The organism is Amycolatopsis sp. NPDC114504, from assembly GCF_055633595.1.
Window position 1 is genome coordinate 817,420 of the sequence record NZ_JBVKDU010000002.1, and the last position, 13,286, is coordinate 830,705.

General features: G+C 70.9%; 12 protein-coding genes. 6 read left to right on the plus strand and 6 right to left on the minus strand.

The annotated features are described in order from the left end of the window. Positions 1 to 402: 402 nt before the first annotated feature. On the plus strand, positions 403 to 855 hold the full coding sequence (locus ACZ7PG_RS15700; RefSeq protein ID WP_470239748.1) for a hypothetical protein: 453 nt from the start codon (positions 403 to 405) through the stop codon (positions 853 to 855). 200 nt (positions 856 to 1,055) lie between these two features. On the opposite strand, the gene ACZ7PG_RS15705 is transcribed toward ACZ7PG_RS15700, so the two are convergent. After that, positions 1,056 to 1,259, minus strand: a complete 204-nt coding sequence (locus tag ACZ7PG_RS15705) for a cold-shock protein (protein WP_003097368.1) — start codon at positions 1,257 to 1,259, stop codon at positions 1,056 to 1,058. Positions 1,260 to 1,728: 469 nt separating this feature from the next. Between ACZ7PG_RS15705 and ACZ7PG_RS15710 the strand changes: the two genes are divergently transcribed. The 4 genes from ACZ7PG_RS15710 to ACZ7PG_RS15725 all read left to right on the plus strand — a co-directional run bounded on the left by ACZ7PG_RS15710 (position 1,729) and on the right by ACZ7PG_RS15725 (position 4,452). Beyond that, on the plus strand, positions 1,729 to 2,928 hold the full coding sequence (locus ACZ7PG_RS15710; protein WP_470239749.1) for a L,D-transpeptidase: 1,200 nt from the start codon (positions 1,729 to 1,731) through the stop codon (positions 2,926 to 2,928). Between the two features lie 198 nt (positions 2,929 to 3,126). Continuing rightward, positions 3,127 to 3,429 carry a hypothetical protein gene (locus ACZ7PG_RS15715; RefSeq protein ID WP_470239750.1) on the plus strand — a complete coding sequence of 101 codons (303 nt, stop codon included), beginning with the start codon at positions 3,127 to 3,129 and terminating at the stop codon, positions 3,427 to 3,429. Positions 3,430 to 3,433: 4 nt separating this feature from the next. After that, positions 3,434 to 3,985 carry a SigE family RNA polymerase sigma factor gene (locus ACZ7PG_RS15720; RefSeq protein ID WP_470239751.1) on the plus strand — a complete coding sequence of 184 codons (552 nt, stop codon included), beginning with the start codon at positions 3,434 to 3,436 and terminating at the stop codon, positions 3,983 to 3,985. A 5-nt stretch (positions 3,986 to 3,990) separates the two neighbouring features. Continuing rightward, entirely contained in the window at positions 3,991 to 4,452 is a 462-nt protein-coding gene (locus ACZ7PG_RS15725; protein WP_470239752.1) for a hypothetical protein, read from the plus strand. Positions 4,453 to 4,790: 338 nt separating this feature from the next. On the opposite strand, the gene ACZ7PG_RS15730 is transcribed toward ACZ7PG_RS15725, so the two are convergent. Further along, a complete protein-coding gene (locus tag ACZ7PG_RS15730) occupies positions 4,791 to 6,083 on the minus strand; it encodes an MFS transporter (protein WP_470239753.1) in 1,293 nt (430 codons plus the stop codon). A 279-nt stretch (positions 6,084 to 6,362) separates the two neighbouring features. On the opposite strand from ACZ7PG_RS15730, the gene ACZ7PG_RS15735 reads away from it, so the two are divergent. Further along, positions 6,363 to 6,959, plus strand: coding sequence for a PaaI family thioesterase (locus ACZ7PG_RS15735; protein WP_470239754.1), 597 nt, complete (start codon positions 6,363 to 6,365; stop codon positions 6,957 to 6,959). Here ACZ7PG_RS15735 and ACZ7PG_RS15740 read toward each other — a convergent pair whose 3' ends face one another. From ACZ7PG_RS15740 to ACZ7PG_RS15755, 4 genes are all read right to left on the minus strand, one after another. Further along, entirely contained in the window at positions 6,960 to 9,611 is a 2,652-nt protein-coding gene (locus tag ACZ7PG_RS15740; protein WP_470239755.1) for a serine/threonine-protein kinase, read from the minus strand. 52 nt (positions 9,612 to 9,663) lie between these two features. Beyond that, positions 9,664 to 10,635 (minus strand): glutamate ABC transporter substrate-binding protein, encoded by a 972-nt coding sequence (locus tag ACZ7PG_RS15745; RefSeq protein ID WP_470239756.1) that lies wholly within the window; start codon positions 10,633 to 10,635, stop codon positions 9,664 to 9,666. Next, complete coding sequence (locus ACZ7PG_RS15750; protein ID WP_470239757.1) at positions 10,632 to 12,047, minus strand: hypothetical protein; 1,416 nt, start codon at positions 12,045 to 12,047, stop codon at positions 10,632 to 10,634. The genes ACZ7PG_RS15745 and ACZ7PG_RS15750 overlap by 4 nt, the downstream gene beginning before the upstream one ends. A gap of 107 nt (positions 12,048 to 12,154) precedes the next feature. After that, positions 12,155 to 13,282, minus strand: a complete 1,128-nt coding sequence (locus ACZ7PG_RS15755; RefSeq protein ID WP_470239758.1) for a sensor histidine kinase — start codon at positions 13,280 to 13,282, stop codon at positions 12,155 to 12,157. Between the last annotated feature and the right edge of the window lie 4 nt (positions 13,283 to 13,286).

Genomic DNA, 13,286 nt, shown 5'->3' on the forward strand with positions numbered 1-13,286 from the left:
GCCCGACCCGCCGCACCATTCACGCGCCCTCTGCGCCCCCGCGCCCGGCTCCTCGTCCCGCCCCTCGACGCGCGAACCCTCCATCGCTATGCCCCGCCCCGCCGGCCCCATTCACGAGCCCTCCGCCGCTGCACCTCCACGCCCGGCTCTTCTCCCCTCGCCGCCACTCACGGAAACTCCGCCTGCCGCCTGCGCGGCGGCCGCCGGCAGCGTGCGCGGGCCTGTCACCTCGGGGGATTCTGCGTTGCCCGCTTGATCGACCCTTTGCGTTAGGCGGTTGTTGCACTCTGTTGTTTAGTGCTGCTCCGAGTGGGTTGCCGCTGGGCCGATTGGGGCGACCGCTTGGCGTGTTGTGGCTCACAGTGGTTTGCGGGGTGAGACCTAACCGTTATCGTGGCTGGCGTGCCTCTTCCCTCCCTTGGCCGCTTGAGCAGCCGGACGAACCTCAAAGCCGCGTCCTCCGGACGCCATCGTGGTGCCGCGAAGCCTGCGGATGATGGTGTTGTCGAGGACAAGGAACTCACCTCCTACCTTGCCGCCCTGGCCCCTGATGCCGACAACGAGAGCACCGGGACCGGTAAGCGGTTCGGGGAAGCTCAGGTCATCCAGCTGCGGATGAGCCTCATCGCCAACCAGCAGCTGAAGGACATCGCCGAAGACCGGGAAATCTCGCCCCAGGCGCTCGCTCAGGAGTGGATCCTCGAGCGGCTCAACTGGGAAGGTCAGGCCTCTTCGCTGCAGGATCAGCGGCAGCAGGCCGGGGATCTCGGCGACTTCGGCGAGCTGACCGACCTCACCGACGAATTCCACTTCCCCGCCGACGCCTTCGACGCGCCGGCCGCCGGACGACGCTGAACGTCCGGACGACGCCGAGCGTCCAGCCCTCTTCATGACGAAGGGCCCCCGGCGCGAACCGGGGGCCCTTCGCTCAGGCCTTAAGACAACGCTAAAGGGCCTGCGAGGCTTGTCTCAGCCGTCGCCCGCCGCATGACTTGTGCACGGAACCAGCGGTCTGTGTACGTGGCGCGGTGGACTGACCGGAACAAGCCCCGGTCTCAGATCGCGCGGACCTTCTGGGCCTGCGGGCCCTTCTGTCCCTGGCCGACCTCGAACTCCACTCGCTGGTTCTCCTCGAGGGTGCGGAAACCGCGGCCCTCGATCTCCGAGTAGTGAACGAACACGTCGCCTTCGCCGCCGTCCTGCGCGATGAAGCCGAAGCCCTTCTCCGCGTTGAACCACTTCACAGTGCCTTGCGCCACCGCTGTTCTCCTCGTTACACAGATCCGCTTCGAATGCCACCGAAGCGGCACCCCGACCGTCCCGGGCGGTTCCAACGAGACGAGTCAAGAGCGTGTCGGCTCCATGGCTCGCGTCAGAAGTTCCGCGAGTGTGAAGCCACGAACACGCAAAACGACGGCCTCCCAGCAGACTACCGGGATCTGGCCAAAGTTGAACCCCGTGATCGAGGCGAAAAACGCCGGTCCGGGCCAAGGTCACCGGAACGTCGTAGGGCTCCCGCCACGTTCTGTCGGACCCACCGGTTAGTCTTGCGCAGCACAGCGACACCGTGATCACCGGATACGGCTCGGAGTCACTCGTGCCCCCTCTGTTAAGCAGCGTCGGCAAGCGGTTGTGACCTTCGTCACGTCAGTCTTGCTCAACGTCGCAGGTCCGCGAGACGTCTCGAAGAGGGGAAGCACCAAAGGGGCAAAGGGGAATGGGTTGACGGTGAGGACTTCCACACGGCGCCGGGGCGCTGCTGTGGCACTGGGCTTGGTCGCCGCTCTCACGCTGGGGGCGTGCAGCAGTGAACCGACGGTGTCGGCGAGCGGGACTTCGGGCGGGGGCCCGACTTCCGCGCCGGCGCCCACCGCGCAGCCGGCGAAGCTGACCGTGACGCCGGCCGGCGGCGCGCAGGACGTGCCGCCCGGGGAACCGGTCGGCGTGCAGGTCGACAGCGGCACGATCGTCTCGGTCACGCTGACGAACCCGGACGGCAAGCAGGTCCAGGGGCAGACGTCGGCGGACAAGAAGACTTGGAACACCACCGAACAGCTCGGCTACGGCAAGACCTACACCTGGTCCGGCCAGGCGCAGGGCGCCGACGGCAAGAACGTGGCGATCGGCGGCGCCTTCACCACGGTGAAGCCGAAGCGCCAGACGTCGGCCAGCCTGAACGTCGGCGACGGGCAGACGTACGGCATCGCGATGCCGATCGCGCTGTCCTTCCCGAGCCGCGTCACCGACAAGGCTTCCGTCGAGAAGGCGCTGTCGGTCGAGACCACGCCGAAGACCGAAGGCTCGTGGGGCTGGACGGACGGCGACACCTCGGTGCACTGGCGGCCCAAGGAGTACTACAAGCCGGGCACCACGGTGAAGGTCAACGCCAAGATCTACGGCGTCAAGATCGGTGAAGGCACCTACGGCAAGCAGGACGTGTCGGCGAGCTTCACCATCGGCCGCTCGCAGATCGTCAAGGGCAACACCACGCAGCACACGATGCAGGTGATCCGCGACGGCCAGCAGATCGCCGACTACCCGGTGAGCTACGGCCTCGACTCCGACCCGGGCCGCGTCACCCACAGCGGCGTGCACGTCGTGATGGGCAAGCAGTCCACGTACGCGATGAGCAACCCGAAGTACCACTACGAGAACGTCGTGGTGCCGTGGGCGGTCCGGATCTCCAACAACGGCGAGTTCATCCACGGCCTCGCGGCGTCGGTCTGGGCGCAGGGCAAGAAGAACATCTCGCACGGCTGCCTGAACCTCTCGCCCGCGCGGGCCAAGGAGTACTACGACGGCGTGCTCACCGGTGACCCGGTCGAGATCACCGGCAGCACGCAGACGCTGAGCGCCAAGGACGGCGACTACAGCGACTGGACGTACGACTGGGCGGGCTGGCAGAAGCTGTCGGCGCTGGCCGGCTGAGACCTTTCACGGAACACCGGGCGGCCGGGAAGTCCCTCGCGGGCTTCCCGGCCGTTCGCGTTTCGCGGGCCACCGAACCCCTCGGCGAACGTCCTGGGGATCAGCGGGAAATTCGATGCAACCCCGGTGATCACCCACCGCATGACTAAGGGCAGAGGCGCGCCGATCCCGGCCGCGCCCGCGAGAAGAGGAGCTGTCTTGCGTATCCGTATCGCCCTTTCCCTCGGCGCTCTCGTGCTCGCCGGTGGTGCCCTGACCGGTGGCATCGCGCTGGCTTCGGAGGCGCAGCCGCCGGCACCGACCACGACCGCCCGGCCCACCGAGCCGCCGTCCGCCGTCCCGACCACCAGCCGCAAGCCGACCAAGGCGCCGACCGCCGTGCCCGCGCCGCCGCGTGAGGCGACGAAGGCACCTTCCGCGCGCCCGCAGCGCGTCCCCGTGGCCGTGCCCGCCGGGCCGACCGGCGACCTGCACCTGCCGGCCATCGGGGTGACCCGGTAGCTCGGTGATCTCCCGCTCCCGTCCGTCGACCGGGCCGAGCTCGCCGTGGGACGGCGAGTTCGCCCGGTACTTCGGCGAGCGCGCGCACAGCCTGCGGTCCACGGCCTTCCTGCTCTGCGGTGACTGGCACCAGGCCGAGGACCTCACGCAGGCCGCGCTGCTCAAGCTCTACCTCGCCTGGCCGAGGCTGTCGCGCCACGACGCCTTGGACGCCTACGCCCGGAAGGTCGTGCTGCGCACGTTCCTCGCCGAGCACCGGCGCAGCAGGTGGAAACGGGAGCGGCTCACCGACGCACCACCGGAGCTCCCGGCCGAGAACGCCGGGAGCGAGCAGGACATGCTGGTCCGGCAGGCTTTGGCCGTACTGGCTCCCAAGCAGCGCGCCGTGCTGGTGCTGCGGTACTTCGAGGACCTGAGCGTCGAGGAGACGGCGCAGGCCCTCGGCTGCAGCACCGGCACGGTGAAGAGCCAGGCCTCCCGGGGCCTGGCGACGCTGCGCAACCGGCTCGGCCCGCACTACGCGCTGACCTTCAGCGCGACCACGGAGGGGAGGTGACGAACATGGACCCCGAAGACGACGTCCGCGCGTTCCTGACCGGCGCGGCCGGCGGCACGCAGCCGCCGATGCGCCTCGAAGCCACCGACGTGATCGAGCGCGGCGGCCGGGTCCGGCGACGACGCAAGCGCTGGGCGGTCGCCGGCACCTCGACGGCGACGGCGGTGATCCTCGCGGTGGCCGGTTTCCTGGCCGGTCACCGCGCCGGGCCGCCGGACCCCGTGCAGCCGGCCGACCCGGGGCTCTCCACGATCGGCACCACCACCCCCAGCTCGCCGTCACCCGCCGAGGTTCCGGCGACCTCGATCGCGCCGCCGGAGGCCCAGCCGGGCCGGACGCCGCCGCGCTCGTCGAAGACGACCGTGCCGACGCCGTCCACCCGGAAGGCCGAACGGCCGACGTCACCGCCCTCGGCGAACCCGACCGAGACGAGCCAGAAAGCACCCGTCGCGACCACGACGCGTTAGACGTTTCCGCAGGTCAGTGACGTGGCGCAGATCACCGCCTCGATGTGGGTTTCCGACGAAATACCCGGGCGTCCCGTGGCGATATGCCGTGTGGTGTTCCGAACGGACACTGGAAACTGCTCAGCCGGACGCTCTGCCGCCGGCCCGAGAACCCGAGGAGGAAGCACATGGTGCTCGCCGCGCTCATCGTCGAAACCGGAATCGCTGTCGTCATCGCAGGCTCGCTCGCCGCTTGGTCCCGCAAGCGCTTCGCTCCTCGTAGCGACGCCAGCTGACCCACGACGCACGTGTGCCCCGCCCGGTGATCCGGGCGGGGCACACGTGTTTCCGGCGGACGCTCAGCGCTGAGCGCCCGCGGAGGTCAGCTTGCCGCCGCTGTCGGCGGTGTCGATCTGGTCCATCGGGACCTGCGACGTCTCCGGGATCTTGATGATGGGGATGATCGCGATCAGCGCCGCGGCCATCAGGTAGTACGCCGGCCAGTCCTCGTTGCCGGTGCTCTTGATCAACGCCGTCACGATGACACCGCAGGTACCACCGAACAGCGACGTCGAGATGTTGTAGCCGATCGCGAACGAGCCGTAGCGCACCCGCGTCGGGAACATCGCCGGGAACGTCGAGCCGATCACCGCGAGCATCAGCACCAGCAGGAGCGCCACGATCAGGAAGCCGACGAAGAGCCAGAAGATGCTGCCGGACTGCATCAGCTTGAGACTCGGCCAGCTCAGCACCAGGAACCCGATGGCCGCGGTGAGCAGCAGCGGTTTCCGGCCGATCCGGTCGGACAGCGCGCCGAGCGGGATGATGATCGCCATCTGGATGACTTCGACGGCGATGATGATCAACGTCGACGTGTTGTCGTTGATCTTCAGCGTGTCCGTGAAGTACGTCGGCATGGTCGTCAGCAGCAGGTAGTCCGCGACGTTCAGCAGCAGCACGATGCCGATCAGGTTGAGGATCATCCGCCAGTTGCGGACGAAGATCTCCTTCAGCGGCGCCTTGTGCGGCTTCTCGCCCGCGGCTTCCATCCGGCGGAACTCGGGGGTGTCCTCGAGCTTGTTCCGCAGGTAGAGCCCGATCAGGCCGAGCGGCAGCGCGACGAAGAACGGGATCCGCCAGCCCCAGGCGTCCACCTGGTCGGCCGACAGCGAGAGCGTCACCGACAGCACCACGAGGTTGCCGAGCACGTAGCCGCCCAGCGTGCCGAGCTCCAGGAAGCTGCCGAAGAACCCCCGACGCTTCGTCGGTGAGTACTCGGCGATGAACGTCGCCGCTCCGCCGTACTCACCACCGGTCGAGAAGCCCTGGATGATCCGGAGCAGCAGGATCGCGATCGGGGCCGCGATACCCATGCTGTAGCCGCCGGAATACGTCGGCAGGACGCCGACCAGGAACGTGCACCCCGACATCAGCAGGATCGTGACGGCGAGGACCCGCTTGCGGCCGATCTTGTCGCCGAGGGGCCCGAAGAACGCCCCGCCGAACGGCCGCACGATGAACCCGACTGCGAGCAGCGCGAGCGACTTCAGCACGGCGTTCCCCTCACCGGGGAAGAACTGCGTGCCGATGCTCACCGCGATCGCGCCCGAGGTGAAGACGCCGTAGTCGTACCACTCGGTGGCGTTGCCCATCGCGGACGCCCACACGGCGCGTTTTACGGTTCTCTCGTCCGGTGTCGGTTTGCTCGTCGTAGCTGCTTCTTCGCTCATGCCGGCGACGACCTCCTCCGTGCGGTGCCCACTGGGCCGTTCGAGCTCATCAGCCCAGTCTTGCCCGGTAGGACGGGGTCGGCAGCCTGAGCCGTGAATCTTCTACGGTGGGGAACTTTCCGGCTACCGAGAGGTATGCGTTGCCTGCTTACGCCGTGGGTCGCGCGCGCCGGGCGGCTACCCGCGAGTTAACGTCAGCGCATGAGTCGTGTTTCTCAACCCTGGCCGCCGGTGGCGGTGGAGCCGGCCGTCCCGCACCCGAAGGCGCCGGAGCCGGGTACCGAGCTCGGCGTGCACTTCAGCGAGTGCTTCGGCTGCGGCGACGAGGCCGACGCCGGGCTGCACCTGCGCTCGACCGTCGGCGAGGGTCATGTCATCCACTCGCGGTTCACCGTGACCGCGGCGCACCAGGGCGCTCCCGGGCTCGCCCACGGCGGCCTCCTGGCCTGCGCGTTCGACGAGGCGCTCGGGGCGACGGTCGGCAACCTGATGCACCGGCCGGCGGTGACGGGCAAGCTCGAGACGGACTTCCGCCGCCCGGTCCCGGTCGGCACGACGCTGTTCATCGAGGCCCGCCTGGACGGCATCGCGGGCCGCAAGATCTACGTCAGCGCCGACGGCCGCCTCGACGCCGAGGACGGCCCGATCGCGGTCAGCGCGCGGGCGCTGTTCATCGTGGTGGGCTTCGAGCACTTCAGCACGCACGGCGACGCCGGGGCGCTGGAGAAGCTGGCGGCGCAGCACGAGAAGAACCAGCAGCGTCAGCGCGAAGAGCGCGACTGGGACATCAACCCCTGATCAGGTGAGCGTCCGCGGGCGGATGGCGTTCGCCCGGTCGACGAGCTTCACGCGCTCGTCGACCGTGCCCGCCAGCCGCGCCAGCGCGCGGTAGCACCGCTCGAGCCCGAGCCGCAGGTCGCGTTCGTCCAGCGCACACCCCAGCACTCGCGCGCCCGGCGTGGGTTTGCCCTGCTTGAGCCAGTCGTGCGCGGCTTCGAGCACCCCGGCGGACAGCCGCGTCCGACGCTCGAGGTCCAGCCGGAGGCGCTCCAGCCGGGACGACGCGTCCAGCAGGTCGTGCTCGGTCACCGGCGTCTCGCGGCCGTTCGCCTTGGTCGCCGTGGTCTTGATCTTGATCGCCGCGACCTGCGCGTCGACGTAGTGCGTCGAGGACGGCGAGACCGTCTCCAGCACCTCCACCGCGCTGTTGCGCGCGCCCTGCGCGAGGTACACCCGCGCGAGGCCGAACGCCGCGCTGACGTACGTGCGGTCGGTCCGCCAGACCAGCTCGTAGAACCGCGCGGCGGCGAAGTAGTCGCCGACGCCCTCGGCGCTGATCGCCAGCGCGAGCTTCGGCGCGATCTCGCCCGGCAGGTCGTCGTACACGGATTCGAACGCGACCTGCGCGACCCGCGAGCGGCCACCGGCCAGCTCGATCAGGCCGCGGTACCAGTCGATCCGCCAGTCGTGCGGGAAGCCGTTCTTGATCGCCAGGTACTGCCCGGCCTGCAGCTGCCGCTGCGCCTCGGCCAGCTCGCCCAGCTCGATCCTGGCGCGCACGATCCGCAGCCGCACCTCGATCGACTCGCGCGGCGCGCCGGCCAGCGCCTCGATGGCGCCGCGCGGCTCGAGCGCGGTCGTCGTGGCGAGCACGCCCGCCGCCGGGTCGTCCGTGTCGACCTGCGGGATCGGCAGGCCGGCGACGACCTCGTCCGCGCCGGGCAGCGGCACGCTCCGGCCGGCCTCCGGCACCACCAGCTGCACGCCGAACGTGCGGCTCTCCGGGCCGAACACCGTCGACGCGCCGGGCCGCGGCTTGCCGGTGCCGAGCGCCATGATCTCGCGCAGCACGCCGGTCAGCTGGTCGCCCATCTCCTCGGCGGAGAGGAACCGCCGGTCCGGGTCGACGTGCGTCGCGCGCCGCAGGAACCGGTAGTACGAACCGAAGAGCGCGAACAGCGGGACCGTGTCCGGGCCGGGCAGCGTCGTCTTGAACTTGCTGGTGTAGCCGGTGAACTCGAAGCTCAGCACCGCGAGCGTGCGCCCGACGGTGAACAGGTCCGACGCCACCGACGCGCCCTGCTTCGCCAGCTCCGGCGCGCTGTAGCCGGTGGTGAAGAACAGCGGGCTCTCGTAGTCGTCCATCCGCCGGACCGCGCCCAGGTCGATCAGCTTCAGCTGCTCGTTGGTCTGGATCACGTTGTCCGGCTTGAGGTCGCAGTAGAGCAGGTTCTGGCTGTGCAGGTACCCCATGGCGGGCAGGATCTCCAGCCCGTACGCGATGACCTGGCCGATCGGCAGCGGCTCCGGCCGGCGGCTCTCGCGGTGGTGCGCGAGCGCGAGCTGCCGCAGCGACTGGCCGCCGACGTACTCCATGACGATGTAGCCGACGGTCGTCCCGCTGTGGGCGTCCGGGTGCTGCACGAAGTTGTGGATCTTGACGATGTTCGGGTGCTCGACCTCGGCGAGGAACCGCTGCTCGTTGGCCGCGGCCGCCATCGCCGTCTGGTCACCGGTGTCGATCAGTCCTTTGAGGACGACCCAGCGGTCGCTGACGTTGTGGTCCTGTGCCAGGTAGATCCAGCCGAGGCCGCCGTACGCGAGTGCGCCGAGGACTTCGTACTGGCCGCCGACCAGCTCGTTCGGCCGCAGCTTCGGGACGAACGAGAACGGCGCACCGCAGTTGTCGCACTTTCCTTCCGGCGAACCGGGTTTCCCGTCCTTGCCGCGCCCGACCTTCGCGCTGCAGCTGCCGCAGAACCGCTTTTCCTCCGACACCATCGGGTTCGTCAGCACCGCCGACGCGGGGTCGCGCGCGGGCACCGGCGGGACCTCGACCAGCCCGGCGCCGAGCCGGCCGCGGCGCGAGCGCGACGTCCGCGACGACGTCCGCCTGCCGGTGCCGGGGAACGCGCCCGAGCCGGAGCCCGAGCCGCTGCCGGTTCCCGTGCCGGTCCCGGTGTGCCGGCCTTCGCTGGTGCGTTCGGGCAGCACGCTTTCGGTGCCCGGGTCCGGCAGCGGGGCGTCCGGCCCGGTGTCCGGCCGGGGCGCCGGCGGCATGATGCTCTGGGTCTCCGGCGCCGGCGCGGCGAGCACGCTCGTCGGCTGCGGCGCGTTCGGGTCCTGGCGGATCGCCTGCGTCGCGGGCTGCACCACCTGGGTCGCCTGGACCGGCGGCAGGACGGGGTTCATGCTGCCCGGCGGGCGCGTGGGGTCGTCCGCACCCGGGATCGTCCCGCGCACGACCGTCGGCTGGCCGCGCGGCGGCGTCGGCGGGCGGCGGACGGGCGGCTGGTCGCGGCGAGGCGGCTCACCGTCGTCGAGACGGCCCGAGATCGACGGCTCCGGTGTCTCCCACCGCACCGGTGGCGGTGGCTGCCAGCTCGGCGGCGCCACCTGCTGCTGCTCGTCCGGTGCGGCGTGCCGAGGACGGCGCGGCTCCTCCGACACTGCTACCTCCCAGATCCCCGGCGTGCGGGGACCGATCCTGGCCGCGACCGGCTCACTTGTAGTTCGGCTGCGGCGGCGTCGCGGGGCCGAGCGACGGCTCCACCCAGCGGCGGTAGCTGTTCTGCCACGCGTCACTGCCGCGGATCTTGTCCAGCACGGCGTTGACGTACTTGACCATGTCTTCGTTGTCCTTCGGCACGCCGATGCCGTAGTTCTCCTGGGTGAACTGGTCGCCGACCACCTTCAGCGTCGGGTCCTGCGCGGCCATCCCGGCGAGGATCGTGTCGTCGGTGGAGACGGCCTGGACCTGGCCCTGCTGGAGCATCACCAGGCAGTCCGACCAGTTGTCCACCGAGACCGGCACCGGCTTCGAGGGGTCCGTCGCGATCTTCGCCAGCGACGTCGACTTCTTCGCCGCGCACACCCGCTTGCCGCTCAGGTCGGCCAGCTTGGCCACCTTCGACTCCTTCGTGACCAGGATCCGTTGCCCGGACACGTAGTACACCGAAGAGAATTGCACGGACTCCCGGCGCTTGCAGGTGATGCTGTAGGTCCGGACCACGATGTCGACCTGGTGCTGCGTCAGGACGTCTTCACGCTGCGACGACGGGATCGCGCGGAACTGCACGCGTCCCTCCGGCGTGCCGAAGATCGACCGCGCGATCTCGTTGACCATGTCGATGTCGAAACCCTCGAGGTTGCCCGTCGTGGGGTTGCGGAACCCGAAGAGGTAGGTCGTCTGGTCGACGCCGGCGATCAGCTTGCCGCGTTCCTTGATCTTCGCCATGGTCGAGCCGTCGGCGATGTTCGTCCCGTTCGGCGCGAGGCTGACCAGCGGGTTGCAGCTCGTGTCGGTGGCGCCGCCCGCGGTCGAGTCCGGGCCGCCGACGTGCGCGGGCTGCGGCCAGGCCGCGTTGCTCACCGGGGCCGGGTCGACCGGCTTCCCCGGGCTGCCGCAGGCCGCCAGCAGCAGCGCGACGACCGCCAGCGCGCCCGCCCGGACCGTGTTCCCCCGCCTGCTCACCGGTACTCCCTCAGTCGCTCCCGGATCCCCATGGTGACACCCGCCGCGGCGACGACGGCGAGCACCGCCAGGCCGGGCGCGAGCAGCGTCAGCGCGGCCTCGCCACCGTGGGTGTCGTCGAGGAACTCCTGCCGGCCGACGTCGATCGCCGCCTGGAGGCTGTCGTCGAGGCGCCGGAAGGCCGGTGCCGAGCCGTCGGTCTTGTCCTCGAGGACGGCGGCGTCGACGGCTTCCTGGTACGCGCCGGCGTTGTCCTGGTCGCGGACCTGCTTGTGCGCCTTCATCCAGTCGTTCGCGGCCTTCGTCGCGTCGGCGACCTGCCCGGCGCCGGCACCGGCCGCGATCAGGCCGCGGGCTTCGCCGAGCAGGCCGCCCTGGCCGTCCGGGCCGACCAGCTGGGCCGCGTTGGTGCCGAAGTCCTTATCGTACGCAGCGCCGTCGCCGCGGGCGACCAGCGTCAGCGTCTCGTCGGCGCGGGCCTGCAGCGCGGCGATCCGCGCGCGGACGAGGACGTCGACGCGGTGCGAACCGTCGTCCTGGCCGCTGCCGACCAGGCTGCCCTGCACGACCAGCGCGACCGCGCCCCACAGCAGCGACACCACGACGGCGCCGGTCGCGACGACGAGCCCCACGTTGAGCAGCCGGTTGGTGCGCCGGGTCAGGTAGACCTGGGCCGCGATCAGCGCGGCGAGCAGGGCGACGACCAGGATCGTGGCGAGCCACGGGAACCCGGTGGCGCTGTCCTGCTCTTCGACCAGCCGCTCGGTGTCGACGCGGTAGAGGTCCTGCGCGGCGGGCAGAATCTTCGCGCGCATCAGCTCGGACGCCTCGCGCAGGTAGGAAGCGCCGACCGGGTAGCCGAGGCGGTTGTTCGCGCGGGCGGTTTCGACGAGCCCGGTGTAGACCGGCAACGACTGGTTGAGGACGTCGACCGGGCCCGCCGCACCGGCGACGTCGGAAGAGTCGGAAGCGGCCTTCGCGAGCGCGGCGCCGGCTTCGGCGACATCACGCTCGTAGCGCGAGCGCAGCTCGGGCGGCTCGGTGCCGATCGACAGGAACGCGCTCGCCGCGGTCGCGTCGGCGTCCGACAGCGACTTGTAGACCTGCTGCGCGGCGGCGGCGAGCGGCTCGCGGTGGTCGATGACGCCGCTGATCGTGTCGTCGCGGTCCTGCACCGACAGCGTCGCGACCAGCCCGGCGACGAGGGCCAGCAGAACCAGCCCGACGGCGATCACGGTGAGCCGGCCCGGCGTGGTCGCGGCGGACCGGACGATCGCGCGGACACCCTGCCCCGGCAGGTCCAGCAGGCCGAGGAGGCCACTGCGGCCCCGATCGCGGCCGTCCGGTGGCGGCGGCGGTGGGGGTCCGGGCGCGGGCGCCGCGGGACCCGGGGCCGTCGCAGTGCTGGTCATCCCCGATTCCTCCCCGAATGCAGTACCAGCAGAAGGTAGCCGAGTCACCGGGCGCGCGGGCACGGGCACCGCCCGCCGTCACCAGCACGTGATCTCGGCTCGGCCGGTCAGCCCCGCATTTCGGCGAGTACGTGCCAGTAACCGTCCTCGGCGCCCGATTCCAGCGTGCCACCGGCGAGGGCCAAGCGCTCGCGCATGCCGGCCAGCCCGAAACCTTCACTCGTCCGAGTGAATTCGCTTCGCGCGTTGCGAACCTCGAGCCGGACCTCCGCCGGTGCGTACGTCAGCCGCATCCGGACGTCCTCACCGGGCGCGTGCTTGCCCGCGTTCGTCAGGGCTTCCCGCGCGACGCCCACCAGCGCGACGACCGCCGCGGACGGCAGTGGCCGGGGTTCCCCGCCGGTGGCGAAACCGACGTCGACGCCGTGGTTGCCGGCGTGCTCGGCGGCCACCGCGGCGAGCGCCTCGGCCAGCGGCGGGACGTCCCGGCGGAGCGCGGCGACGGCGTTGCGCGCTTCGGCCAGCCCGTCGGCGGCCAGGCGCCGCGACCGCCGGACCGACCGCAGTGCACCGTCCACATCGGACCGTTCGGTCAGCAGCGCCTCGGCGAGCTCGAGCTGGACTCCCAGTGCCCCCAGGGAATGCGCCAGCACGTCGTGGATCTCGCGGGCGATGCGGGTGCGTTCGTCGAGCGCGGCGGCGCGCGCGTGTCCGGCCTGCGCGAGCCGGGTCTGTTCGAGCAGCTCCCCGGCCTGGATGGCCTGGACCTCGTACTGGCGGCGGTTGAGCCCGACCAGCACGAGCAGCAGCATCACGGCGGCGTCCCCGAGCGCGTCGCCTGCCGAGTGCGCGGCGACCAGGTGCGCGCTCACCGCGAGCGCGATGTCGAGCACGCCGATCCCGAGGATCACGCCGACGCCGACCGCGGTGAGCGCCGCGAGCCGGCCGAGCGCGATGACGGACAGGAGGATCGCCGACGAGTCCCCGGCGTGGCCGACGAGCGCCGCCGGCAGCGCGCTGGCCACGGCGAGCAGCGCGGCCGCCGGCTTCGGGCGCCGGGACGCGAGCACGACGAACCCGAGCCAGCAGGCGCTCGCGACGCCGTAGGCGGTCCAGATCCGCGGGTCCGGCTCGCGCGCGGTCACCAGCGTGCCGGCGACGAACAGGGTGCCGAGCACCTGCACCACTAGCCAGCTCGGCGCGATGGTGTCGGGCAGCAGCGGACGTTTCGGCACGTCC